This is a genomic window from uncultured Psychroserpens sp. (assembly GCF_947501425.1).
Classification (GTDB): Bacteria; Bacteroidota; Bacteroidia; order Flavobacteriales; family Flavobacteriaceae; genus Psychroserpens.
In genome coordinates this window covers 113,048-139,763 of record NZ_CANMVN010000007.1, presented here as the reverse complement: position 1 = coordinate 139,763, position 26,716 = coordinate 113,048, and the positions used below count along the sequence as shown (strand labels likewise).

Sequence of the window (26,716 nt, the reverse complement as noted above, 5' to 3'; positions counted from 1 at the left end):
AAGACGATGGACATTAGAATTTATATCACATATACTTTAGTTTTCTTCGGAATGTATGCCAATGCTCAGCAAGTATTGAGCACTGAAGATGCTGTCAAACTTACTTTAGAGCATAACTATGGCATACAAATAGCTAATAATGCTATTGAAGTTGCCGAAAATAATACCAGTATTCTTAACTCCGGTTATTTGCCAACGCTTACAGGAAATGCAGGTGCAGTTTATAACATCGATAATACAGAAGCTGAATTTACAAACGGAGAGGTAGCAGTTTTAGATGGTGCGGAAAGTAATCGGTATAATGCGTCATTAAATTTGAACTACATCCTTTTTGATGGGCTAGGGCGAAAGTATAACTACAAGCAATTAAAAGAAGAATACCAATTATCTGAACTGCAAGCCCGCGAAACTATTGAGACCACGATACTTCAACTGTTCTCAGTCTATTACACTGTAGCTCAGCTTTCAGAAAACACAGAGGCTTTGGAGCAAACTATAGTGATATCAAGAGATAGACTTACACGTGCTGGTTATCAGTTTGATTACGGACAAAGCACCAAACTGGAAGTATTGAATGCTGAAGTAGATATCAACAACGATAGTATTAATCTTATAAATGCAAAGCAACAATTAAAGAATACAAAGCGTGATCTTAATGTGATTATTGGTAATCAGCTTTCAGAGCTCTTTGATGTTGATACCGACGTTAATTTTTTATTTCAATTAAATAAAGAAGATCTTCTTGCAAAAACAAAAGCTAATAACGTCTCGCTACTTCAAATTGAAAAGAATATAGCCATTAGTGCATTGGATGTCAAAATAAATAAAGCGACTCAAATATTGCCTGCTATCAGTCTTAACGGGACCTACGGTTGGAATAAAAATAATAACAATGCTGCATCTTTCGTAGCGGTATCCACCAATACTGGATTATCTGGCGGACTCAATTTAACATGGAATTTATTTGATGGAGGCGGAACATTAACTCGAATCAGGAATTCTAAAATTAATCTCGAGAATCAAAAGTTACAGAAAGAACAATTGCTTATAGATATTGAACGTAATTTTAATAATGCTTGGGATGATTATCAAAACAAATTAATCATTTATCAAGTACAAGAAGATAATATCAAAACCGCTCAGAATAATTTTGATCGAACTCAAGAGAAATTTAAGATCGGACAAGTAACGTCTATCGAATTTAGACAAGCGCAACTCAATTTATTGAATTCTGAATTGAGTAGAAATCAAGCCAAATATGATGCGAAATTGGCCGAGCTAACCGTCTTACAATTGAGCGGAGAATTGCTTAATGTAGAACTATAAGTTAGACCATGGAAGAGTATTTTTTTCAATGTCCATATTGCTGGGAATCCATATCCATGCTTATAGATATCTCTCAGTCTCAACAAACTTATATTGAAGATTGCGAAGTGTGTTGTAATCCTATTCAATTACATATAACTACAGAAAATCAAGAAATTACGGGTTTTGAAGCCCAAAACATAGAACAGTAGACAAATGTTAAACTACTGTTAATCAGATATTTAAATTTTTATTCGATGAACGGCTATGCATTTCATCGAAAAAAATTGTCATATATCCGATATTCTGCTACATTCGTGATTATAAATTGTTGTCCCTAAACAATCTATTATTATGAAAACCGCTAAAATTACACTATTAATGTGTTTCGTTGCCTTATTGTCCTTTGGTAGCGTATCTACAGAAGAAAAAGAAGCTTTACAAGCCTTATACAACTCAACAAACGGAAATCTTTGGAGAACAACTTGGGATTTAGAAAAACCTGTACAAGAATGGTATGGTGTTGTTGTAAAAGACGATAAAGTTATTGAGCTTAATTTAGAATTCAATAACCTTAGAGGCGAACTTCCTGAGGAATTAGGAAACCTAGTTCATTTAAAACATATCAATTTTTTTAGAAATAAGATTACTGGAGCAATTCCTACAACGATTTCAAATTTAAAATCTTTGGAAACATTGAATATTTCATTCAATATGTTGAATGCACCTTTACCTAATGAAATAGGAGAATTAGAATCTTTGAGAAAACTAAAATTGTTCATGAATGCAATTGGAGGTGAGCTTCCAACATCGATCGGACAATTATCAAATTTAAAAACATTAGAATTATACAATAATCAAATTACTGGAGAATTACCATCTACTATTGGTAACCTAGTCAACCTAAAAGAAATGTTGCTAAGTAGTAATCAGTTCTCAGGTAAATTACCATCCACATTATCTAATGCTAAAGGTTTAAAAAAACTTAGTGTGTTTGATAATAATTTCTTCGGAACTTTACCAAGCTCCATTTGTAGCTTAGTACATCTTGAAGAATTAGTAATTTCTGATAATGCATTTTACGGAAAGTTGCCAAACGAGATGGCTAATCTGGTTAATTTAAAAGTGTTATTGATTGGAAATAATGACTTTAAAGGTGAATTAGTAGAATTACAAAAACAGTTACCAAACTTGGCGCAATATGATTTTATTAATATCAAGTCTGAAGGCGTTATCGTAACCTTAGATGAAGAGGAAGACGAGGATGATAACTAATTATATAGAGTTTTAAATTAGAAAGTCGTAGCTCTCAGCACCTTAGTGTTGGGAGTTATTTTTTTGATATTATCATTGCAGAACTAAAAAAGGGTTGTATATTTGCAGTCCAATATCGCGGGATAGAGCAGTAGGTAGCTCGTCGGGCTCATAACCCGAAGGTCACTGGTTCGAGTCCAGTTCCCGCTACAAAGAAGCTCCTTGAGAAATCAAGGAGCTTTTCTTTTGAAGACAATAATAATTTTTAATTTAAATTGTCTGGAGATCAAAGATGTTTTGTAAAGCTAAAATGATTTAAAAGTAAATTCGTATAACAGCATTAGTAGTTAGTCCTAAAGAGAAACGTGTAAACCTGTTTACTACATCACTTTCATTAACTCTGTAATAATTATTAATAGCATTATCTCTATTAGAAAGGTTCCAAATTGAAGCTCCAATTTCTGACCTGAAGGTGTTACTTATTTTAAATTTATAAATGGCTGAAGCATCAATTCTCAAATAATTCATTAACCGTTCATTATTGGCTTCATCAAAATTCACATCATCATCAAAGATTTCATTTCCAGCTACAGGAATCGATGTAGGTTGTCCTGTTCTGTAATTGATTCCTGCTGAGATATTCCAAGATTTGTTGCTAAAGGTTGTTCCAAAAGTTATTGAATGTGTAATGTCAAAATTACTTGGGAACTCAATATCTTCAAGAGCTTCAAAAGTGTAAGTATTATTTATGTAGGAATAACTTAACCAACTATTGAAATTGCCGAATTTTTTTCTACACAAAAACTCAAAACCATAGGCATTATAGCTTCCTTTTTCTTTAGCAAATTCATATTTAGTAGTGAAACTTTGACTTTGAGTCGTGATACCATCAACAATTTTGTAATAGCCTTTGGCATCCAATAACCAACCACTATTTCTGTACATAATACCAACAGAGGCTTGTTTGCTTTGTATGATTGGAATACTATCGTTATCTGTTAGTTGCCAACGCCTTTTTTCAATTCCTAAAAAATCATTTTGGAAATTAACAATCTGTGAGGTGCTTTGATGTTTAAACTCACTTTGTGCTTCAATTTCAATATGATCTCCAATCGATTGTCTTACACTCAATCTAGGTTCAATAATCACTTTTTCAAATCTAGTGAGGTAATTTGCTCTAATACCTCCTTGAATTAAAAAATTATGGTCGGGATTTTGATACCAAGCCTGACCAAAAACGCCATGTTCTCGCAATATTTCTTCATCTCGTCTCACAAATCGCGGTAAATCAATATCGTTCAAGTTAATGATTTCTGTTTCTGTAAAATGATATCCTAGATTGAAGCGCCATTGATTTTGAATATATCTGTTATTTAATTTGATGCTCGTCTCTGAAACTATATTTTCCTGTAATTGTAGCTGATTATTTAACACATCGGCATTTAAGGCTTCAAGCTTATATTCATTATTATAAACATTTACTGTAGAGGATAGTTTGTCGTTCCACTGTCTTTTATAATTAAGTCCAGCCGCAAGAGTGTTTTGGGAGATATTACTGCGTCTCGTTCTTGATGTTCCATTAATAATAGCGGTTTCATTGAAGCCCAAATCATTATTAATAAGAATAAAATTTAATCTTATAACATCTTTTTCTGAGGGTTGATATAGCCACCGTATTGACGCATCGTAGAAATTAAATTTTTGGTTAGAATTAGTAACATTAGAAACATTGGTTTCAGCCTCAGTGTCTTGGGTTATCCTATCGAAATACACATCGTAAGTTGGTGTTCTAACAATATTATCTAGAGACTTTCTTGATGCAATCTGAAGTGATGACTTATCACTAATGGGAATGTTAGAAAATAATTCAGCATTTAAAAAATTAACTCCCAAAACACCATTGAATTTTGAATCAATCTGCTTATCTGTTTGCATATGAATTGTGCCAGAGATTCCATCGGTTAATGATACATCAGAACCATTATTAATTATATTAGCACTTTGTGTCATTTGTGGATTGAAACTTGAAATGAGACCAAAGAAATGCCCTGTTTGGTACATCTTTATATCATCCCACAGGATTAGATTTTGATCATTAGAACCTCCTCTAATGTTAATGTTAGAAACGGTTTCATCAACACTCAAAATACTTGGCAATGCCTGAACGGTTTGTAATACATCAGATTCAATAAGACCTGGTAAAAGACTAAACCGTTTGTAATCGATTGAGGTTGTCCAATCTTGACGTTTATCAATTCCTCTAACTAAGTAAGTTTCAATAAGAACGGGTGACATAACTTCCTCCTGAACTAGCATTGTAATTGTGTCACAATCTTCTAAATTAAAATGCTTTACTTGACGTTCAATGGTTTTAAAGCCAATGTGTCTTAAAGTCAATACTTCATTCTGAGACTTCAGCTCAATTTCAAAATAGCCATTCTCATCAGACACTGTATATGCAAACTTACTTGTTATAGTTGCTCTCATTAAAGGTTGTTGTAAGTCTGAACTTTTAATGTAACCGCATAGTTGTATAGCTTTTGAAATGGTATAAACCAGATTACTGACCTTATCAAAAATCAGATTAGTTTGCTTTTCGAGATCTTTAATCTTCGCTGATAAGCTTAAATCTTGCGATACTGGTAAAACTGTAATTCCTTTTAGTAAACTACTCTCATAATTAAATGTAATTGAATGTGTCTTTTTGATTTGCTGCAAAACTTCCAAAATTGGAACATTCTGCTTAGTATTTTGTCCTTGTGATTTTGATAAGACAATCAGGCAGAGAAATAGAAATATGTAGAGTTTAATCTTGCCCATTCTTAATGATGACCTCGTTAGTATTCTGAATTGTGTAGGTCAAATTAAGGGGTTTTGAAATAGATTTTAGAGCATTTTCTAGATTGTCATGCTCAAAAGCACCTGTGAATTTTATATCTAAATCAGATGGATATTGTACTTTAATATTGTATTGTTTTTGAAGTTCCTCAATGACTTCTGTAAAAGAAGTATTGTCAAAAACACTCATATTATTAAGCCAATAAGGTTCAGCGATTACAATATTTAACTTTAAGCCTTTTCCTGATGATACAATAAATTCTGTGCCAGCTGGTAGTTTTATTTCATCATCTTTATATCTAACTTGTACTAAACCTTCATAACAAGATACTTTGAAGATACTATCTCTAGATAGCACATTAAACTCTGTACCCAGAACACTTACTTTACCAAATTCTGTATTCACGTCGAATCGTTTTCCTTTTTCTACATCAAAAAAAGCTTCACCATTAAGGTCTAACGACCTGTTCTCATCCCAATTAGAACTATTGTATGTTAGTTGTGATAACTCGTTTAGGTTAACGATTGAGTTGTCAGGTAGGGTTATGGTTTCATTTTGAGCTACATCAGTATCAAACGAGCTTATTTGGTCTTTATTTATTAGTGTAAATAATGCAAATCCAACAACAAAAATAGCAGCTAAACCAGAGATGACTTTTATCCAGTGTATAGAAGTACTTTTTTTGGATACTAATTTATTATCCAATGCATCAAAGGATGCAACTTTGGCATTTGTATGTCCACTAAAGCGCTGAGCTTCCTCAATGATTTCTTTATACAAGTCGGCATCTTCCAACACATTGAAAGCCTTTGACTCCGTGTCGGAAAGATCATTATTTAACCACTTTTTTACTAATTGCTCTTTATTCATAACTTACTGTTATATATTTAAAACAACTTAAATTATAATTGTCCCAGAATTATTTTCGATTTAGCTCTTCAAGTTCATTTTTAAGTTTATTAAAAGCTGCATAAATCCTATGTTCAGCAACTTTTTTTGTAATGCTTAAAATTTCAGCAACTTCCTTATGAGTTTTACCATCAACCTTGTTAAGTAGAAACGCAGATCTCTCTTCCTCTTTTAAACTAGATAATACAGTTTCAAAACGTTTAAGAAATTCTTTTTTCCGTAGCATAAACTCTGGAGACTCATTTGTATAATCTTTAGGTTTTACTTGTTGGTATTTTAAAACTACTTTTTGATGTTTTACCTCATTAAGCATCATGTTATTTGCTGTTGTGTACAAATAAGATTTTGCAGTTTCTGGTTTTATTTTAGCACAGTTTTCCCATAGTTTAATAAAAGCTTCTTGTACCTTATCTGACGGGTTTAAGAGCTCACCATACTTGTAAAATAAGATATTGCTCAAGGTTTGAGCATACTTTTCATACAGTTTTGAAAAGCGAATTTTGTCGCAGATATCTTGATGCAATGATTTTGGCAAGAATTCAGTTTTTGATTTTACACAAGAAAGATAAATAAAAAAAAATCTATTTTTTCTTGGGACATTTTTTTAATGAGTTGTTTTAAGGATAAAGAGGCGATTATTAAAAGCCGATTGACAAACGAATTTAAAATTAAAATCATTCATTATGAAAACATTAAAACCAATCTTACTACTAGTTCTTGGTATTTTATTATCCATGACTTCTTGTAGAACGGAAGACGATCTAGCTATAGATCCACCTGTAGAGGAAACTATTGAGCCTAATTCAGAAGTAGCAATACTTATGAGTAATTTAGCATTAAATGATGGCTCTTATGATAATATCATTGATGGTGCTAATTGTCTAGCAGTACAATTACCTGTAACAGTAACTGTAAATGGGATTGTTTTAGAAATCAATGACGATGATGGCTATGAGGATATAGAAGACATCATAGATCTTTTTGACGATGATGTAGATTCGGTCGTTATATCTTATCCGATAACAGTGATACTGGTTGATTTTACAACTGTAGAAGTTAATTCTGATGCCGAATTAGCAGCGCTTACAGCCAACTGTATTGGAGAAAATGAAATTGATGATGATATAGAGTGTATTGATTTTCAATATCCAATAACAGCTTCTGTATTTGACGAAAATAACGACTTGATCAATACGATTACTATTAATAATGATAATGACTTACATGATTTTATTGAAGATTTAGATGAGTTTGTTGCAGTGACTATAAATTTCCCTCTAACAGTGATTTATCCAGATGGTTCTACACAAACCATTAACAATATTCAAGAGTTGGCACTAGCCATTGAAACCGCTGATGATAGTTGTGATGAAGATGATGATAATGATTTTGATGACGATGATTGTGATAATTGTACAACCAGCGACCTTGATACTGTTTTTGCTGATTGTTCTGAATGGACAGTTGACAAGTTAGAACGTAATGATGATGATCTTGAAGATAATTATGTAGGATACACATTCTCATTTGCCTCAGATGGAACTATAGCTGTAGTTCAAGGAACTAACAATTTTAGTGGGACTTGGTCAGCTTCAGGTTCTGGTAACTCAATCTCAGTAGCTATCGATATTACAGGTCTACCAGACTTTAATGACACATGGAATCTTCATGAAATAGAACAGGAGCCAGGTGAAGTTGAAGTAGATTTGAGGTTAGGTGATGACCGTTTAGAATTTGAGAGTGATTGCTCAACTGATGGTGGTGTTGACGACTCAGCTCTGGTTAATGCCCTAACCAATGGTGATTGGTATGTCACTTATTTCTTTGATGACACAGATGAAACTTCTGATTTTGCCGATTATGTATTCAATTTTGCATCAGATAATACTGCAACAGCAACCGATATGAACGGAACGACTAATGGATTATGGTCAACAACTTCTGGTGACGATACACTTCTTGGTCTTAACTTAAACTTTGGAACTTCTATACCTTTAGATGAATTGGCAGATGATTGGGATGTTCTGGAAGTGACCAACGATATTATAAGATTGAAAGATGTCAGTGGTGGTGACGGTTCTGAAGATTTCTTAACTTTTGAAAGAACTCCTTTTGATGGTGGTAATGGGAACGATGACTTATCAACAATTTTAGTCGATGGGCTTTGGTTTGTAGCATCCTATACTGAAGATGCTGATGACCAGACAGCTATTTATAGTGGTTATGAATTAAACTTTGATATGGCAGGAACTGTTGTTGCAACCAATGGTGATAATATCAATAACGGAACCTGGACTGTATTTAGTGGTGGTAACCAAATGGCTATAAACTTTGGAACCGATTTACCTTTCGAAGAATTTAATGATGAAGATTGGGACGTGATTTCTGTATCAAGCACAGAAGTAATTATTCAAGATGTAAGCGGAGGTGGTGGAGGAACCGATACCTTAACACTGCAAAAACTTTAAAAACAACATAACTTAAAACATAAAAATCATGAAAAAAGGACTTTATTTCGGAATTCTGATAATGATTAGCTTTTCACTAATGTCATTTAATTGTTCAGATGACGATGACGTAGTGAATCCAAATGATAATAGTCAGGAAATAGCTCAAATTGAAAACACCGCTGAATCTGGTACATGGCGTATCACAAACTTTAACGATTCTGGTCAGAATGAAACCTCAGACTTTGCAGGATATGATTTTTCGTTCAATACAGATGGGTCACTGGTAGCTACCAATGGTTCTAATACACTAACAGGCACCTGGTCTGTTACAGATGATAGTAATAGCAATGATGATAGTAGTAGTGATGATGATATTGATTTCAATATATTCTTTCCTGTACCTGAGAGCAATAATTTTGAAGATTTAAATGACGACTGGGATGTGGTTTCTACATCATCCACTAGAATAGAGCTCATAGATATTAGTGGAGGTAATGGTGGTACAGATATGTTAACTTTTGAGAAAAACTAAATTGAGTTTATAGTTAATCAAGTAGTCCCGTTTTCTGCCCCTACAATATTTGATTAATAGCAAGCCAACCATGAACTTCGTGGTTGGTTTTTTTTAAGCTTATTCAGAACAAACACCTACAAAGCATAATCACCTTTCGCATAAGACGCCAAAATACTGCTGTTAGGTGTTTTACAGTTATTAGGAAAGTCGAAGAAATACATACAATCAGGAAGTCCGTTTTTAAATGTAACTCTTACCCATCCTTTGGCACTATTACCAAAGCCTTTGTAATTATAATTCGCTTTGAGGTCTTTAGGTCTACCTTGACTATCCTTTGAGTGGATTGTCAGATTAGAAATACTTCCACTAATATATCTGTTGAAGCTCCATGTTTTAGACTGATCCGAAACTAGGTCATTTATGAGTTTGTTATAGTTATGCAATCCTGTAGGTCCTCCAGAGGTTTTCATTTTAGCATATTTACTTTGTTTAGTCATTCGTATAGAGGGTTTGCCTAGAGCAAATAGTCTTAGATTACTTTCAAACCGTTCTATTGCAGATCCATTACAGGCATTAAGATTAAAGATTTGTGCCATATCATTTTTTAAACCATTGGCCTTGTGTATAACATCAACAGAATTTCCTAAGGCATTAGGATCAGCTATCATTTTAAAAGCAGCCTGAAGACCATCTTGCTGATGAAGTTTCTCAACTTCTTTTTTGGCATAGTACAGATCTGGCTTAGCATAAATACCTGTTCCTATCCATTCCCACTCTACACAATACCTACTGGTCTCTACACCTAATCCATTAGTGGTTACATTTTCTACTGTACATACCAACTCTGTTATTTCAACTTTATTTGTAGGTAAAAATTTAGGACATTGTCTGCCAAATCTTCTGAGATATTGTTCAAATATCATTAAAAACTCTACGTCCATACGTTTGATGGTGAGGTTCTCAAAATGACCTCTATAGATATAATCATAAAATTCAGCAAAGTAAAGTCCGTCAGTCACTAATTCTTCAGGTTCTTGATCTATGATTGAAATTTTTGGATTTTTTAGGTCAGATTTACTGAAGGATGTTAAAACGATAAATAGGATACATGTGCCTAAAAACTTGAGTGAGAAATATTTTGAAAGCATCATAAGTTGATTTTGGTAATAGCTGATAATCAAATATATATACAAAATTTCAGTAAAGGGTTATCGTATTGTGTTTTAATTTTTACTGAACGTACGAGGTTTTATATTTTTGTAGTATGATTGATAACTTCGAAAATGAGTTCTTCGGAATCGGAATTCAAAATGGAAAAACGCCAGAAAACTTAGGAGTGTTGTGGCGCTCTGCGCAAAATCTTGGAGCTAGTTTTATTTTTACTATCGGAAATAGATATGCAAAACAAGCTTGTGATACCCATAATGCAGTCAAATCAATGCCTTATTTTCATTACGATAATTTTGAGGAATTCTACAAGCATTTGCCAAAAGGTGCTCGTATAGTTGGTGTGGAACTCACAGACGAAGCCGAAAATTTGGAAACATTTCACCATCCAAGGCGATGCGTATATTTGCTTGGAGCCGAAGATCATGGTTTGACTGATAAAGCGACTGCCAAAAGCCATTTCTTAGTCAAATTCAAATCTGAATTGAGTTTAAATGTGTCAGTGGCTGGTAGTATTGTGATGTATGATAGAGGTATCAGTAAGCCTCGTCAATAATTAAAACAAACCTGATATGTCTCCGCTGTCACTAATATCAATACCTTCTGAAGCAGGATGAGCTGGCAAACCAGGCATTCGCATTATCTCACCTGTAATTGGAATTAAAAATCCAGCGCCTGAGGCAATTTCAATTTCTCTAACTGTGATGATAAAATCTTTAGGCCTACCTAATAACTTCGGGTTATCTGATAAGGACTTTTGAGTTTTTGCAATGCATATTGGTAGATTATCTAAGCCCAGTGCTTTAATCTGTTTTAATTGACGTTTTGCGCTGGAATTATAATCCACATGTTCGGCACCATAAATCTTTTGAGCAATAGTTTCAATCTTAGTTTCAATATCCATATCCCAATCGTATAAAGGAGTGAATTTTGTATCACAGGATTCACAAACATCAATAACATGTTGCGCAAGTTCAATCGCACCTTTACCTCCTTTTGCCCAAACATTAGCAACAGCAACTCTTACATTTTTGATTTTTGCCAGATCTTTAATAAGTTGAATTTCTTCTTTGCTATCCGTTTTAAATTTATTGATCGCAATAATAGGAGTGACATTAAACTGTTTAATGTTTTCAAGATGTTTTTCAAGATTAGGTAAGCCTTGCCTTAAGGCTCCAACATTTGGGGTGTCTAACGATTTTAGATCAACACCACCATGATATTTAAGCGCTCTAATAGTCGTGGTAAGTACAACTGCTTTTGGAGAAATCTTTGCACTTTGACATTTGATATCAAAGAATTTTTCAGCACCAAGATCAAATCCAAATCCAGCTTCTGTAACGGTATATTCCGAATGACTCATACCCATTAATGTGCCAATAACTGAATTGGTTCCCTGCGCAATATTTGCGAATGGTCCACCATGTATAATAGCTGGATTACCTTCGATGGTTTGAACTAAGTTAGGTTTAATAGCATGTTGTAATAGTGTCGCCATTGCACCAGCAACTTTTAGGTCTTTGGCATATATAGGTTTTTTATTAAATGTATAGCCAATGAAGATATTTCCGAGGCGTTTCTTAAGATCACCTAAATCCTTTGTAATACACAAAATCGCCATGATTTCTGAGGCTGCTGTAATATCAAAGCCTGTCTCTCTCGGTATACCTGAGGAGGTACCACCTAAGCCCACAATGATTCGTCTTAAAGATCGGTCATTCATATCAACAACACGTTTCCAGGTAATGGTTCTTGGATCAAGACCTAATGAATTTGTTTTGCTTTGAAGATTGTTATCAATAATAGCAGCCAACAGATTATGCGCTTTCTCAATAGCTGAAAAGTCGCCAGTAAAATGTAAATTAATATCCTCTAATGGTAAAACCTGAGCATATCCACCACCTGTTGCTCCACCCTTGATTCCAAAAACCGGACCTAAAGAAGGCTCTCTTAAAACAACCGTAGTTTTTTTATGAAGTTGATTTAAGGCCTCAGATAGCCCAATAGAAATAGTAGTTTTTCCCTCACCAGCAGGAGTGGGAGAAATAGCAGATACTAAGATTAAATTGCTTTGCTTTGCCTTCTTCCTATTGATACAAGATAATGGTAATTTGGCTTTGTCTTTTCCATACATTTCTATACGATCTGGATCGACTCCAAATTTTTCAGCAATGTCTTTTATAGGCTTTAATTGTATACGTTTAGCTATTTGTAAATCTGTCATAAGTGCAACGAATTATATATCTATAAAATTATGGCTTTTGCAGTTCAAAAAGCCTGATTTTTGTCATGTTGTTAGAGGTAATTGGACTGTATTAGACTTTAAGCATTAAAGATTGTAACTTTGCAAAAAGTATTATTATGCACAAAGCAGGTTTTGTAAATATTATTGGTAACCCTAATGTTGGGAAATCTACATTGATGAATGCGTTTATTGGTGAGAAGTTATCAATCATAACCTCAAAAGCCCAAACGACTAGACATCGCATCTTAGGTATTGTTAATGGTGAAAATTTTCAAGTCATTCTTAGTGATACACCTGGTATAATCAAACCAGCATACGAGTTGCAACAGTCTATGATGGATTTTGTAAAATCGGCTTTTGAAGATGCAGATGTACTTATCTACATGGTTGAAATTGGAGAGAAAGAACTTAAAGATGAAGCCTTTTTCAAAAAGATTACCAATTCAAAGATACCAGTACTTTTACTGTTGAATAAGATTGATAAGTCTGATCAGGAGCAATTAGAAGCTCAGGTTCAACTGTGGTCTGAAAAAGTGCCAAATGCTGAAATATTTCCAATTTCAGCATTAGAAGGGTTTAATGTTAAAGAGGTATTTAATCGCATTATCGAGTTATTACCAGAATCTCCTGCATTTTACCCTAAAGATCAGTTAACAGATAAACCAGAACGTTTTTTTGTAAACGAGACCATACGAGAGAAGATCTTAATGCACTACAAAAAAGAGATTCCATATGCTGTAGAAATTGATACTGAAGAGTTTTTTGAAGAGGAGCAAATTATTAGAATGCGTTCAGTAATTATGGTAGAGCGTGATACTCAAAAAGGGATCATTATTGGTCATAAAGGAAGTGCTCTTAAACGTGTTGGTATTGAAGCTAGAAAAGACCTAGAACAATTTTTTGGTAAACAGGTGCATTTAGAATTGTATGTAAAGGTCAATAAGAATTGGCGAAGCGATCAAAGACAGCTGAAACGTTTTGGTTACAATCAGAAGTAAATCGTAAAGGTTTAGTGTATTTAAGTTAACTTTCATTTAAAATGCTTGTTTCATTTTTATGGTTCAATTAACAAACCAAAAAAACATGAAACATTTAAACAGATTTCTAGCATTATTTTTAATAACAATACTATGCAGTTGTGCAGATGACGATGATTCAGCATCAACGCCATCACCAACTGCAATTAATTTTCAGTTTAAGTCCACAATTAATGTTGGAGGTGAAGGATCTTCAGAAATTTCGGCCTTTGATCCAGATACCAATAAATTATTTACTGTGAACGTTGAAAGTAATGAAATATCGGTGTATGATTTATCTAATTTAAATTCCCCAGTTTTATTAACTCCTTTATCCATTTCGGCCTTTGGGACACCTAACAGCGTGTCGGTATATGAAGGTAATTTGGCAGTAGCTGTTGAAGCACCAGTAAAGCAAAATCCTGGTCAAATTATTGTTTTTAATACTGAAACAGGAATGATGATAAATCAATACACAGTAGGTGCGCTTCCAGATATGGTAACCTATTCTAAGGATGGAAATTTGTTGTTATCAGCTAATGAAGGTGAGCCTAATGATGATTATGATGTTGATCCTATGGGTACAATCAGTATTATCGATTTAAATGATGATTCTGTAACTATATTAGATTTTACAGCTTTCAATGCTCAGGAAGCAACTCTCGAAAGTCAGGGATTTAGAGTATTTGGTCCAGGAGCAGATTTAGCTACTGATGTGGAACCAGAATACATTGCCGTATCTGATGACTCTCAAACAGCTTGGGTCTCCCTTCAGGAGAATAATGGAATTGCAAGAATTAATCTAGTTTCTAAAACTATAGAAGCAATCTATCCATTAGGTTTTAAAGATTATAATAACCCGATGAATTCTATAGATGCATCAGACAAAGATCAGGAAGAAACACTTAAAAATTGGCCAGTCTTTGGGATGTATCAACCAGATGCGATTACTTATACAAGTATAAATGGCACTGAGTACATTATTTCTGCTAATGAAGGTGATGCCAGAGATTATGATGGATTTAGTGAAGAAGAGCGTGTTGAAGATCTGACTTTAGATGAAACAGTGTTCCCACAATCTAATGATTATCAAAATGAAGTGAACTTAGGTAGATTAAAGATTACAACTACATTAGGTGATACAGATAACGATGGTGATACAGATGAAATCTACAATTATGGAGCACGTTCATTTAGTATATGGTCAACAACAGGAGGGTTACTTTATGATAGCGGAAATGATATTTCTGAAATTGTATTGAGCCAAACTCCAGAACGATTTAACTGGGATTGGGAAGATAATGAAACAGATAAAAGAAGCGATGATAAAGGAGCAGAGCCTGAAGCTGTAGAAGTAATAAAAATTAATGAGAAAACCATTTTATTTGTTGGTCTTGAACGCAATAGCCAAGTTATGGTATTTGATATTAGTAATCCAATGTCACCTCAATATGTACAAATATTACAACGTGCAACAGATTATGCACCTGAAGGTGTTTTAGCAGTTTCAGCAGAAAATAGCCCAAGCGGAAAACCATTGGTGATTATTTCTAATGAAGATAGTGGAACCATCTCTATTTACGAGAACGAAGAATAAAAATTGACTTTTTACTATTTAAGGTCTTAGTGTTTTTTGCTAAGACCTTTTTGTATTGATGAATCCAGTTTTTATTCAATAGCATGAATGTCTTTACTTCTTAAGGTATCTCGCATAAAGTGATGCAACTCATGCATTTCACCCATTCCTGTTTTTTTTCCTAATCGGCCACCAAAATATAGAGCAAACCAAAGTACTATCATGAGTAATGTCACAAATAATTGGATGGCATAGTCTGTCTCTAAAGACCAATTGACATAAGTCCAGATGCCAAAGCCAATAAATAATCCAGCTACAATAAAATGAAAAAACATAAACATGGTCCAAACCGTTGGATTGGGTCCAAAAAGGCCATATATAGTACTGCCTTTTGTGTCCTCGTCTTCATTAATTTCTAAATGCAATTGTGGCGACCAAAAATGCTGTTTGGCTTTTGGTATTTTTATAAATACATGATCATCTACACGCGATACAACAAAGTTTTGTTGTGTGTTTTTTGTGTCCTCAAATATTTTTAAAAGACTTTCATTGTCTTGCTTGACCTTAAATTTAAAGCGAGGTCTTAAAACGATTTCATTAGTTGCGGTTGACATTTTTTATTTTGATATAGTATCTCAAATTACTATTTTTTATTCAAACATGACATACAACCTAATGTTTAACGTAAAATTTACGCTGCATCGTGTCATATTTAGTATTTTTGCAGACTATTCCTGAAGGAAAATAAAAGTTATGAGTAATATAGTTGCTATAGTAGGTCGTCCAAACGTAGGGAAGTCTACATTTTTTAATCGCTTGATCCAACGTCGAGAGGCTATTGTTGATGCCGTTAGTGGTGTAACAAGAGATAGGCATTACGGTAAAAGTGATTGGAACGGTAAGGAGTTTTCTCTAATTGATACTGGTGGATATGTTAAAGGTAGCGATGATGTCTTTGAAGCCGAAATCGATAAACAAGTCGAATTGGCTATTGATGAAGCCGATGCAATCATTTTTATGGTTGATGTTGAAACAGGAGTAACAGGTATGGATGAGGATGTTGCCCGACTACTTAGAAAGGTCGATAAACCAGTATTTTTAACAGTCAATAAAGTAGATAATAATAAACGTGCTGAAGACGCTGTAGAATTTTATTCTCTAGGTTTAGGTGAATACTACACGATTGCAAGTATAAATGGAAGTGGAACAGGAGACTTGCTCGATGCTTTGGTTGAAGCACTTCCTGAAAAAGAAGAAGAAGAAAACGATGAAGATCAGCTACCTAGATTTGCTGTAGTTGGTCGTCCAAATGCAGGAAAATCATCTTTTATCAATGCACTTATTGGTGAAGATCGCTATATAGTTACAGATATTGCTGGTACTACCAGAGATTCAATAGATACCAAATACAATCGTTTCGGATTTGAGTTTAATTTAGTTGATACTGCTGGTATACGACGTAAATCTAAAGTAAAAGAGGATTTGGAGTTCTATTCTGTAATGAGAAGTGTTAGAGCTATTGAGCATTGCGATGTATGCTTGTTAGTGCTCGATGCTACTCGTGGTTTTGATGGACAGGTTCAAAACATATTTTGGTTAGCTGAGCGAAATCGTAAAGGAATAGTAATTCTGGTAAACAAATGGGATCTTATTGAAAAAGACACAAAATCTACAAGAGATTTTGAACGTGTGATTAGAAAAGAAATTGAACCTTTCACAGATGTGCCAATTGTATTTATTTCAGTATTGAATAAGCAACGTATCTTCAAAGCTATTGAAACTGCAGTTGAAGTTTATGAAAACAGAACTAAGAAGATAAAGACCAGTAAGCTTAATGAAGTTTTACTACCCATCATAGAAAATTATCCACCTCCAGCTTACAAAGGTAAATTTGTAAAAATCAAATACATTATGCAATTGCCAACACCACAACCGCAATTTGCATTTTTTTGTAATTTACCACAATACGTAAGAGAGCCTTATAAACGTTTTTTAGAAAACAATTTACGTGAACATTTTAATTTTACAGGTGTTCCTGTGAGTGTATATATGCGAAAAAAATAATCGGTGTTTAATTATGAAATGGAAGTGGTTTTTGGTGTTAGTCATTATATTCAGTATTTCTGAATATAACTACGCCCAAAACGTTCCTCCGGCAATTACTGTAGAAGGGAATCAAGAATTCTGCGGAAGTGCTCCAATGAACATTGTAACCAGTGTTTCTATTTCTGATCCTGATGCTGGTGACAACACTTTGGAGAATGTGTTTGTTCAAATTTCCGAAGGATATACAATCAATCAAGATCTTTTAGTTTTAAACGGAACCTATCCTAACATTACGTCAAGTTGGTCTGTGACCGAAGGTAAATTGACATTAGCAGGTCCTGCGAGTTTCACAGAATTTACAGATGCAATAAGTAATGTCACATTTCAAACCACTCAAACTAATTTTACGCAGGACAAATTATTCTCAATCAATCTAGGAGATGCTAACTACTTACCATCTACTGGGCATTATTATCTGTATGTTCCTAGTGACGGTATTACCTGGACAGGAGCTCTCAATGCAGCTGAAGATCTTACATATTTTGGATTGCAAGGATATTTGGCAACTTTAACATCTGAGGAGGAGTCGCAATTTGCTGGAGAACAAAGTCCGGGAACAGGTTGGATTGGCGCTAGTGATGCTGGAGCAGAGGAGACCTGGAGATGGGTTACTGGTCCTGAGGCTGGTACCATATTTTGGATGGGATCGGTAAATGGTGAGCCTGTTAATGACGAGTTTTCATTTTGGAATGCTGGAGAGCCAAACAATTTCGGCGATGAGGATTATGCTCATATTACAGATCCTAGTATTGGTAATATTGGGTCATGGAACGACCTCCCGAATGCTGGAGATCCAGGAGGTCCTGACAGTCCGTATTATCCAAGAGGGTTTTTTGTTGAATTTGGAGGTATGCCCGGAGATCCTGAGGTTAACTTGTCGGCAAGTTCGATTATAATAACACCAAAATTAGTATATGACGATATTCTGATTTGTAATGAAGGTAGTGCAAGTGTAAGCTTAACTTCTAATACCGATACTGTTCAATGGTATGAAACACCGTCATCATCAGAGCTTTTGAATGAAGGCCTCAATTATGATGTTTTTCTAGAGAGCACGACGACTTTTTGGGTGTTGCCGCTTTTTGATGGATGTGCTAGTGGTCCGAGAACACCAATAACAGTCACTGTTCCTGATCTTCCAGATGCCATTGATACTACTATTGTGCAATGTGATGATAGTGTTCAGGATGGAATTACTTCATTCAATATCAATAATTCTTTCGAACTGATTTCTGGTGGTACAACTGAAAATAGAACTATTGAGTATTATGAAGATGTCGAATTAACGATTCAAATCAATGCAGGCGATTATACAAACACCTTAAATCCGCAAATTATTTATGCACAAGTTGTAGATACAGAAACTGGTTGTATAAATTTAGCAGAGGTTACACTGGAGGTTGTTGTCTCCGGAAGTAGTACCGCAGTTATTGAAACTTGTGATGATCTTGTTGAGGACGGATTTGTATTCTTTGATCTGTCTATGGCAGATAATCAAGTCTTGTCAGGAGCCCCTTTGGGAGCCTCAGTAGCGTATTATGCCACTTATGAAGATGCTTTATTAGAAGAAAATAGTTTGCCCGATATGTATTTCAATGAAGTTCAAAATGAACAAATTATTTTCGCAAGAGTTAATAATGACTCAGATTGTTATGGTATTAACGAAGTCACATTAAGGGTTAAAGGCTTACCACAATTGAATGATACTTTTGAAACCATTTATTATTGCCTGAACACTTTTCCTGAAACCATAACACTAAGTGGTGGCATAGTGAATGATATTCCTAATAATTTTTACTATAACTGGTCTACTGGAGAAACCACGATGACTATAGAAATTAATGAGGTTGGTACTTATACTGTTCAAGTAACAGAGCCTGATGGCTGTACCAATGAACGTATTATTAATGTACAGGCTTCCAATATTGCTACTGTAGAAGATATTATTGTTGAAGATGTATCCTCTAACAACTCCATTAGTATTTTGGTGTCTGGAGAGGGTGAATACGAATACTCTAATGTGAGTAGTGATGGTCCTTATCAGGAATCTAATACATTCCAAAATATCAATGCTGGAATCTACACGGTTTATATTAAAGATGTTAAAAATGATTGTGGAGTTGTAGCAGAAGATGTATCTGTAATAGGTTATCCCAAGTTTTTTACACCAAATGGCGACGGATTTAATGATACTTGGCAACTAAAAGGACTATCAGAACAATTTCAGCCCAATAGTAAAGTCTTTATTTTTGATCGCTTCGGAAAATTACTTTACACGTTAAACTCGCCTTTTGATTTTTGGGATGGCACCTTCAATGGAGAACCACTTCCATCCAGCGACTATTGGTTTTCAGCTACCTTAGAAGATGGTAGAACATTTAAGAATCACTTCACTTTAAAGCGATAAGACCTAATCGTTATACCTTTTAGCTCGATTTTTTTTGATGTGAAAAGTAATTATTTTTTACAAAAAGTAAAGTAAAGTTTACATTTTGTAAATTTTTGTTTACTTTTGTAATGTAATTTTAATTTAAAACTCATGAAATCAAATTATTTAATATCGAATAAATACAAGATTCCAGGTTGGATTTTATTGATAGTTGGTCTCGTTGTAGGTGTTTTTTTAATGCTGTCTGAATTTGAATCAGAGGTATTAAAAACAAATGTATTGGCCATTTACAACGATAATACCATTTTCTCAAATGATGACGAATCAGGATTTTTTAAAATCATTGAGAATAGTATTTTAGATGAAATCATTGCCATAGCAATTATTATAGGTGGACTTATGGTTGGGTTTTCCAAAGAAAAAGTTGAGGATGAATTCATTTATAAACTTAGAAAAGACTCCTTAGTTTGGGCAATAATCTTTAATTATATTATCTTAATGTTAGCCATAATTTTCATTTATGAGTTTACCTTTTTTGATGTCTTAGTTTATAATATGTTTACGCCATTACTGTTTTTTATTGTCAGATTTAACTTTTTAAAATACAGATCATACAATGAAGAATAATATCAAAATAGAACGTGCAAGATACAATATGACACAAGGTGATCTTGCTGAAAAGATAGGTGTGAGCAGACAATCTATTAATGCAATCGAAAAGGGTAAGTACGTGCCATCAGCATTATTAGCAATTAAAATTGCTAAGCTATTTAAATTGCCTGTTGAAGAGTTATTCTTTTTAGAAGAAGGAGAATAAGCTGTCTTTTATAAAAAAATTAAGAAAATTCATACGAAAATAGCTTTACTTGCGTTTTTAGAAGAACTATTAATCATCCATCAATCAATCAACCTCATGAAGAAAATCGTTTTTTTCATCGCACTTCTCAGTGTTTCACTATCCTTTTCACAATCTAAATCCTTTAAAATTTTTGGAACAATACTTTCCGAAGATAATAAGGAACCTCTAGAGTCAGCTACCATATATCTTGAACGGATTAAAGATAGTAGCTTAGTGACGTACACCATTTCAGATAAAAACGGAAAGTTTGAATTGATTAATGAAACTTATGATGATAAACTCAATTTATTTATAGATTACGTAGGCTATAAAACTTACTACAAACAAATAACAATTGACAAAGAGAATTTTGATTTAAAAACCATTCAATTGGAAATTAGTAATGCCTTAGATGAGGTTATCATTAAATCCAGATCACCTATTACTGTAAAAAAGGATACATTAGAGTTTAATGTAGCCTCTTTTAAAACTAAGAAAGATGCGAATGTTGAAGACTTACTGAAACAGTTACCAGGTGTAGAGGTCGATGAAGCAGGGAAGATCACTATAAACGGTAAAGATGTAAGCAAAATTCTGGTTAATGGTAAACCCTTTTTTGGTGATGATCCAACCATTACTACTCGAAATTTAACAAAAGATATCATTGAGAAAGTTCAGATTACTGACACAAAAACAAAATCTGAAGCCTTTGCAGGAGAAGAAGGTGATAAAGAAAATAAAACCATCAATCTTACCATCAAGGAAGAAAACAATAAAGGTGTCTTTGGACGTGTAGCTGCAGGAGCCGGAACAGATGAACGCTATGAGTTTGCAGGAATGATCAATTTTTTTAATAACGATAGACGCATTAGTGTGCTCGCAGGAGGCAACAATATTAATTCTCCCGGATTTAGTTTTGGAGAAATCCAAAACATGTTTGGTAATGCCAGTAGTATGAGTGTAAGTAGTAATGGCTCCTTTTCAATTGATGGTCGCGGATTTGGAGGCGGACAAGGAATTACAACGTCAAGAAATGTTGGTGCAAATTATGCCGATGCAATTGGCGAGAAACTCGAGGTTAATGCAGATTATTTTCTTTCTGCTAGCGATTCTGAGAATGAAACTGTAACGCAGCGAGAGAATATTTTACCTGATTCGCGTTTCTTTTCAGACTCCAGATCTAAATCTCTAAGCGAAGGTGAAAATCATAGTGCTAATGTAGGTTTTGATATTGAAGTTGATTCTACATTTCTAATCAATATTGACCCTTCATTTAGATGGTCTTCATCTAAAAGAGCCTTCGATCAAAATGAAGAAACACGAGATGAAGATAATAATCCAACCAACCAATCTGTTTTAGCTACGTTTACAGAGAGTACCGCTAAGAATTTCGGGAATCGTATTAATTTGACAAAACGGTTTGGATCAAATGGCGCTTTTCTTAAGTTTTCAATGAACAATGATTATGATACCACTGAGTCTGAAGATTTTCTAAACTCAGAAACCAACTTTTTTAATAGTACAGATGATGATATCATAAGAGATCAGTTTACGGATAGTGAAACCAGTTTTAGAAGGTTGAGATTGTCATCTACTTATCGATTGCCCATCAAAGCTAAAGAATTGTTTTTAGATTTTCAGTTTAGTTATAATGATGATAAACGTACAAGTCTGAGAAGTACCTTTGATAGAGATACTAATACCAATGAGTTTGATGATTTCAATTTTGACCTCAGTACAGATTTTGAGTATTTAAATCAAGAGAGTACACCATCGGTTAAGCTGACCTACAGAAAAGAGAAGTGGTCAACAAGCTTTACTACGCGATATGTGTTTCGAACTCTTGAGAATAAGGATTTTCTAAGACCAGAACTCAGTTTAAAACGAAGCTTTCAAGCCTTAGAATTACGAACAAATTTCAACTACAGATTTAGTGAAAAAGCATCAATCTACAGTGGTTATTCTTTAAATAATTCGCCACCTAGCTTAACACAGTTGCAACCTTTTGAAGATGTCTCTAACCCATTGAATACTGTAACTGGTAACCCTAATTTAGAACCTACTAACAGACATAGAATCTACGCTGGTTACAACGCATTTGATTTTCAGAAAAAAACAGGAGTATACAGTTATTTGAGTGCTAATTTTGAAAATAATCAAGTGGTGTCAAGAACCATAGTGGATCCTGAAACATTAAAGCGTACTACAACTTATGCTAATGTTAGCGGAAATTATAATATCTACGGAAATATCAACTACAGTAAAACCTTTAAAGCAGATTCTTTAAGAACGATAAAGTATGACCTAGGGTTTTCAACAAGTTTAAATCGAAATATCAACTTTAATAACGAGGTGAAATACAAAAGTAACGTGACGTCATTAACACCAAGTGCAGGTTTGCGTTTTACATGGAAAAAAGTACTAGAATTAAGACCGAGATACCGATTGACATTTACAAAGAATAGTTATGACATTGATACGTTTGAAGATGTTGATTTCGTTAGACACGATCTAGATTTAAACTTAACGACCTTTCTACCTAAACATTTTGAATGGACCAATAACATAGATTTTGCATACAACCCTAATGTTGCACCAGGTTTTCAGCGGAGTGCATGGTTTTGGAATTCTACCTTAGCCTATTCGTTTATGAAAGACAATGCTGTATTAACATTAAAAGTGTATGATTTACTAAATCAAAATACGAATGCAAGGCGAAGAGCTACACAAAACTTTATTCAAGATTCACAAAGTACAGTGCTGCAACAGTTCTTTATGCTAAGTTTTAGTTGGAAATTTAATAGTCTTGGATCGAAAGGTGAGCCTAAACAAAACAATTTCTTTTTCTTAGATTAATTGGTTCAATTTAGAGATTAGTCTTCATGGTAATCTTTGACTTAGGATTACCAACTGCCTGAGGCGCCACCACCACCAAATCCGCCACCACCGAAGCCGCCACTAAATCCGCCGCCGCCAAAGCTACCACCAGAAGAACTTCCGCTACCGAAGATACCGCCAGTTGAGCTTCCTCCTCCGTAGCTTCCACGACCCATATTACTGAGGATAATTGCATCTAGAAGGCTGGTACCATTAGTACGGCCACCACCACGTCTATTATTGCCGCCATCTTTTCGATTTTTTGTTAAAGCAATAAAGAATATGATGAAAAATAGAATCAAAAAAATGAAGATTTCAAATGGAAATCTGGTCGAGTACTGATCGCTTGTACCTTCAAATTCACCATTGAGTATTTGAAACATAGCATCTGTTCCTTTGTCGAGACCACCATAAAAATTACCATTCTTAAATTCAGGTATGATTATTCTATTGATAATTCGTTCAGCATCAATATCACTCAAACGGTATTCAATTCCGTACCCCGTATTTATATCTATTTCTCTATCATCTTTAGCGAGTAAAATAAGTATGCCATTATCTTCATTAGCTTGACCAATACCCCATTTTTGCCCCCATTCAGCACCAACTAAAGTGATATCATCATTATTGAGTGTACTAACTATAGCAACAACAATTTGAGTTGAAGTTGTGTCAGAGTATCTAATGAGTTTGCGCTCTAGACTTAAACTATCATTTTTTGATAGTAATCCAATATAGTCATAAACACTTTTTTGATCTTTTAATTTATTTGGTTTAGGAGGAATGTTATACTGCGCCTGAATAGTAGATGTTAAACCACTAAAAAAACTGATAAAAACAATTAACAATATGTGCTTAAACTTCAACATTTATCCTTTAGAGATTTTATTAGAGAGTTCGTTGAGATCGCTATGATCCCAAGGAAAATGTTTTTCTAATTGCTCACCAGCTTTTAATACGCCCTGAATAAGCCCCTGTTTAAATTGATTGATTTTGAAATGTGACTGCATGATGTCTTTGGTACTATTCCAAAAATCTGATGGCACCACATCATTGATGCCTTTGTCACCATAAATCACAAATGTTTTCGCATCAACAGCTACATAAATAAGGACACCATTTTGAAGTTTGGTGTTATCCATTTTAAGATAGTGGAAGACTTCTATGGCACGATCAACTGGATCAAGTTCAGCATCATGTTCTATGTGAATACGTATTTCACCTGAGGTGTTTTTTTCAGCCTCTCTTATGGCATCTATGATGTCTTGTTCTTCTTGTGGTGATAGAAAATCTTCAATATTAGGCATGATTGCTATTCTCTAATGCTATCATTAATATCTGGAGCAACTTCTATACCATCATCACCTTCAAATCGTACTTTCTTTTCAAAACCAAATACGGAAGCAAATAAGTTGTTTGGAAACTTTCTTACCAGATTATTGTAGGGAGTTATGGCCTCATTAAAGCGATCACGTTCAACTTTAATACGTTTTTCAACTCGGTCATAAGAGTTCATGACTTCTTTATAATTTTCATTAGCTTTTAAATCTGGATACCTCTCAAAAACAGCTAATAACCTAGATAAAGCAGAGGTCATAGAACTTTGTGCTTGCTTAAATTGTTCCAATTGTTCTGGTGTAATATTTGAGGGGTCTATTTGAATACTAGTTGCTTTTGATCTTGCTTCGGTTACGCTTTTAAAGGTCTCTTGTTCATATTCTGCATAACGTTCAGCAATCTTCATTAAATTTGGGATCAAGTCACTTCTCAATTGATAGGCACTTTCTACTTTAGACCATTGTTCCCCAATATTTTCTTCTTCAGCTATTACATTATTATAAAATCCAGAACCTTTTGAATATAATCCAAATGCGATTATTACGATAATAATCCATGGTAGCCACTTTTTCATGATGATATAGTTTTAAAGTTGTGTTTTAATTTTGATAAGTTGTGCTTTGATACCTTCCAGTTTTTCAATGATCTGAAATGTATCAAGTGATTGTTTTTTCCCTTCTTTAAGATGTGTTTTTGCACCTTCTAAAGTAAAACCACGTTCTTTAACCAGATGATAGATAAACTTAAGGTTCTTAATGTCTTCTGGTGTAAACTTACGATTACCTTTTGCGTTTTTTTTGGGTTTGAGGATATCAAATTCTTTTTCCCAAAAGCGAATCAATGAAGTGTTAACATTAAAAGCTTTAGCGACTTCGCCAATACCATAATAGCGTTTTTCGGGAAGGTCAATGTGCATAGTCTTAGTCTAAAGATTGATTTTCTAATGATGCTTTTTCTAATAATCGAGCATATTCTTCAGCAGTCAAATTTCCGTAGTAAAAATTTATAGGATTAATACGATCACCATCCTTAAATACTTCGTAATGCAAATGTGGAGCTTCAGAGCGTCCTGTACTGCCAACATAACCAATGAGATCACCACGTTTTACCTTCTGATTGGCTTTTACATTGTATTTGTACAAATGCGCATATAATGAGACATAACCATAGCCATGATCTATTCTGATGTGTTTTCCATAACCAGACGAATTGCTATCTGCACGCTTTACAACGCCATCTCCAGAAGCATAAACAGGTGTGCCTCGTGGTGCAGTGAAGTCCATACCAAAATGAAACTTTCTAACTTTAGTAAATGGATCGGTTCGATAACCATAGCCAGATGCCATATGTTTGAGATCTTTGTTTCTTACAGGTTGAATTGCAGGAATTGAGGATAAAAACTTCTCTTTATCTTCTGCTAAAACAGCTATTTCATCTAAAGACCTTGATTGTACCACAATGGCTTTTTGTAATTGATCAATGCGTTTATTCGATTCAATAATCAATTTAGAATTGTCAAATCCTTCATATTTTTGGTAACGGTTTACACCTCCAAAACCAGCACGTCGTTGCTCTTCAGGAATTGGATTAGCCTCAAAATATAGTCTGTAAATTGAATTATCGCGTTCTTCAACACTTTCTAAAGCTGCAAATGCATTGTCAACACGCTTGTTCAATAAGTCGTATTGTAACTGTAAATTGGTAAGCTCATGTTTTAAAGCGCGTTCTCGAGGAGATTCAATATACTGACTGGCAATAAAGACGAACAAAAAACCAAATAGTGCCGATGCTAATAAAAATACCATTCCAAACTTAATGGTGTTGCCTTTCTTTCGCTCTATTTTGCGGTAAGAAAGTGTTTCTGGATCGTAATAATATTTTACTTTAGACATA

The 26,716-nt window shown here is 34.2% G+C and carries 24 protein-coding genes and 1 tRNA gene; 14 read left to right on the top strand and 11 right to left on the bottom strand.

Annotation, left to right across the window (positions count from 1 at the left end):
* The first annotated feature begins 6 nt into the window (after positions 1-6).
* The 4 genes from Q0951_RS12000 to Q0951_RS11985 all read left to right on the top strand — a co-directional run bounded on the left by Q0951_RS12000 (position 7) and on the right by Q0951_RS11985 (position 2,769).
* The gene (locus tag Q0951_RS12000; protein ID WP_299337178.1) at positions 7-1,326 is read left to right on the top strand and encodes a TolC family protein; all 1,320 of its coding nucleotides are present in this window, start codon (positions 7-9) and stop codon (positions 1,324-1,326) included.
* 8 nt (positions 1,327-1,334) lie between these two features.
* Complete coding sequence (locus Q0951_RS11995) at positions 1,335-1,517, top strand: CPXCG motif-containing cysteine-rich protein (protein WP_299337177.1); 183 nt, start codon at positions 1,335-1,337, stop codon at positions 1,515-1,517.
* A gap of 142 nt (positions 1,518-1,659) precedes the next feature.
* Entirely contained in the window at positions 1,660-2,580 is a 921-nt protein-coding gene (locus Q0951_RS11990) for a Two component regulator three Y domain protein (RefSeq protein WP_299337176.1), read from the top strand.
* Positions 2,581-2,696: 116 nt separating this feature from the next.
* Positions 2,697-2,769: transfer RNA gene (locus Q0951_RS11985), tRNA-Met, on the top strand.
* A gap of 105 nt (positions 2,770-2,874) precedes the next feature.
* On the opposite strand, the gene Q0951_RS11980 is transcribed toward Q0951_RS11985, so the two are convergent.
* Genes Q0951_RS11980 through Q0951_RS11970 form a run of 3 tightly spaced genes read right to left on the bottom strand, consistent with a single transcriptional unit; the run spans position 2,875 to position 6,842 of the window.
* The gene (locus Q0951_RS11980) at positions 2,875-5,379 is read right to left on the bottom strand and encodes a TonB-dependent receptor plug domain-containing protein (protein WP_299337174.1); all 2,505 of its coding nucleotides are present in this window, start codon (positions 5,377-5,379) and stop codon (positions 2,875-2,877) included.
* Positions 5,366-6,268: a FecR family protein gene (locus Q0951_RS11975; protein ID WP_299337172.1), complete on the bottom strand. Its 903-nt coding sequence runs from the start codon at positions 6,266-6,268 to the stop codon at positions 5,366-5,368. The genes Q0951_RS11980 and Q0951_RS11975 overlap by 14 nt, the downstream gene beginning before the upstream one ends.
* Before the next feature lie 49 nt (positions 6,269-6,317).
* Positions 6,318-6,842 (bottom strand): sigma-70 family RNA polymerase sigma factor, encoded by a 525-nt coding sequence (locus Q0951_RS11970; protein ID WP_299337171.1) that lies wholly within the window; start codon positions 6,840-6,842, stop codon positions 6,318-6,320.
* 148 nt (positions 6,843-6,990) lie between these two features.
* Between Q0951_RS11970 and Q0951_RS11965 the strand changes: the two genes are divergently transcribed.
* Positions 6,991-8,775 (top strand): hypothetical protein, encoded by a 1,785-nt coding sequence (locus tag Q0951_RS11965; RefSeq protein ID WP_299337169.1) that lies wholly within the window; start codon positions 6,991-6,993, stop codon positions 8,773-8,775.
* Between the two features lie 28 nt (positions 8,776-8,803).
* Positions 8,804-9,289, top strand: a complete 486-nt coding sequence (locus tag Q0951_RS11960; RefSeq protein ID WP_299337167.1) for a hypothetical protein — start codon at positions 8,804-8,806, stop codon at positions 9,287-9,289.
* A gap of 116 nt (positions 9,290-9,405) precedes the next feature.
* Here Q0951_RS11960 and Q0951_RS11955 read toward each other — a convergent pair whose 3' ends face one another.
* Complete coding sequence (locus tag Q0951_RS11955) at positions 9,406-10,422, bottom strand: hypothetical protein (RefSeq protein WP_299337165.1); 1,017 nt, start codon at positions 10,420-10,422, stop codon at positions 9,406-9,408.
* A gap of 113 nt (positions 10,423-10,535) precedes the next feature.
* Here Q0951_RS11955 and Q0951_RS11950 point away from each other — a divergent pair, with 113 nt between their 5' ends.
* Positions 10,536-10,994 (top strand): RNA methyltransferase, encoded by a 459-nt coding sequence (locus Q0951_RS11950; protein WP_299337163.1) that lies wholly within the window; start codon positions 10,536-10,538, stop codon positions 10,992-10,994.
* On the opposite strand, the gene Q0951_RS11945 is transcribed toward Q0951_RS11950, so the two are convergent.
* Complete coding sequence (locus Q0951_RS11945; RefSeq protein ID WP_299337162.1) at positions 10,995-12,662, bottom strand: formate--tetrahydrofolate ligase; 1,668 nt, start codon at positions 12,660-12,662, stop codon at positions 10,995-10,997.
* 134 nt (positions 12,663-12,796) lie between these two features.
* Between Q0951_RS11945 and era the strand changes: the two genes are divergently transcribed.
* Both era and Q0951_RS11935 read left to right on the top strand, forming a co-directional pair.
* Positions 12,797-13,681 (top strand): GTPase Era, encoded by an 885-nt coding sequence (gene era / locus Q0951_RS11940; protein WP_299337384.1) that lies wholly within the window; start codon positions 12,797-12,799, stop codon positions 13,679-13,681.
* A gap of 85 nt (positions 13,682-13,766) precedes the next feature.
* Positions 13,767-15,296, top strand: a complete 1,530-nt coding sequence (locus tag Q0951_RS11935) for a choice-of-anchor I family protein (protein ID WP_299337161.1) — start codon at positions 13,767-13,769, stop codon at positions 15,294-15,296.
* A 71-nt stretch (positions 15,297-15,367) separates the two neighbouring features.
* Here Q0951_RS11935 and Q0951_RS11930 read toward each other — a convergent pair whose 3' ends face one another.
* A complete protein-coding gene (locus Q0951_RS11930) occupies positions 15,368-15,889 on the bottom strand; it encodes a GTP-binding protein (RefSeq protein WP_299337159.1) in 522 nt (173 codons plus the stop codon).
* Between the two features lie 139 nt (positions 15,890-16,028).
* On the opposite strand from Q0951_RS11930, the gene der reads away from it, so the two are divergent.
* The 5 genes from der (at position 16,029) to Q0951_RS11905 (ending at position 23,464) form a co-directional block, all read left to right on the top strand.
* Positions 16,029-17,339 carry a ribosome biogenesis GTPase Der gene (gene der, locus Q0951_RS11925; protein ID WP_299337157.1) on the top strand — a complete coding sequence of 437 codons (1,311 nt, stop codon included), beginning with the start codon at positions 16,029-16,031 and terminating at the stop codon, positions 17,337-17,339.
* 13 nt (positions 17,340-17,352) lie between these two features.
* On the top strand, positions 17,353-19,788 hold the full coding sequence (locus Q0951_RS11920; protein ID WP_299337155.1) for a T9SS type B sorting domain-containing protein: 2,436 nt from the start codon (positions 17,353-17,355) through the stop codon (positions 19,786-19,788).
* A gap of 132 nt (positions 19,789-19,920) precedes the next feature.
* The gene (locus Q0951_RS11915) at positions 19,921-20,397 is read left to right on the top strand and encodes a hypothetical protein (RefSeq protein WP_299337153.1); all 477 of its coding nucleotides are present in this window, start codon (positions 19,921-19,923) and stop codon (positions 20,395-20,397) included.
* Positions 20,387-20,587: a helix-turn-helix transcriptional regulator gene (locus Q0951_RS11910; protein WP_262910634.1), complete on the top strand. Its 201-nt coding sequence runs from the start codon at positions 20,387-20,389 to the stop codon at positions 20,585-20,587. The genes Q0951_RS11915 and Q0951_RS11910 overlap by 11 nt, the downstream gene beginning before the upstream one ends.
* Positions 20,588-20,683: 96 nt before the next feature.
* Positions 20,684-23,464 carry an outer membrane beta-barrel protein gene (locus Q0951_RS11905; protein ID WP_299337151.1) on the top strand — a complete coding sequence of 927 codons (2,781 nt, stop codon included), beginning with the start codon at positions 20,684-20,686 and terminating at the stop codon, positions 23,462-23,464.
* 47 nt (positions 23,465-23,511) lie between these two features.
* Here Q0951_RS11905 and Q0951_RS11900 read toward each other — a convergent pair whose 3' ends face one another.
* Genes Q0951_RS11900 through Q0951_RS11880 form a run of 5 tightly spaced genes read right to left on the bottom strand, consistent with a single transcriptional unit; the run spans position 23,512 to position 26,715 of the window.
* Positions 23,512-24,354 carry a YgcG family protein gene (locus Q0951_RS11900; protein ID WP_299337149.1) on the bottom strand — a complete coding sequence of 281 codons (843 nt, stop codon included), beginning with the start codon at positions 24,352-24,354 and terminating at the stop codon, positions 23,512-23,514.
* Positions 24,355-24,792 carry a TPM domain-containing protein gene (locus Q0951_RS11895; RefSeq protein WP_299337147.1) on the bottom strand — a complete coding sequence of 146 codons (438 nt, stop codon included), beginning with the start codon at positions 24,790-24,792 and terminating at the stop codon, positions 24,355-24,357.
* Between the two features lie 5 nt (positions 24,793-24,797).
* Positions 24,798-25,397 (bottom strand): LemA family protein, encoded by a 600-nt coding sequence (locus Q0951_RS11890; protein WP_299337146.1) that lies wholly within the window; start codon positions 25,395-25,397, stop codon positions 24,798-24,800.
* A 12-nt stretch (positions 25,398-25,409) separates the two neighbouring features.
* Positions 25,410-25,739: a MerR family transcriptional regulator gene (locus Q0951_RS11885; protein ID WP_299337144.1), complete on the bottom strand. Its 330-nt coding sequence runs from the start codon at positions 25,737-25,739 to the stop codon at positions 25,410-25,412.
* A gap of 4 nt (positions 25,740-25,743) precedes the next feature.
* On the bottom strand, positions 25,744-26,715 hold the full coding sequence (locus Q0951_RS11880; protein WP_299337143.1) for a M23 family metallopeptidase: 972 nt from the start codon (positions 26,713-26,715) through the stop codon (positions 25,744-25,746).
* Position 26,716: the final 1 nt, after the last annotated feature.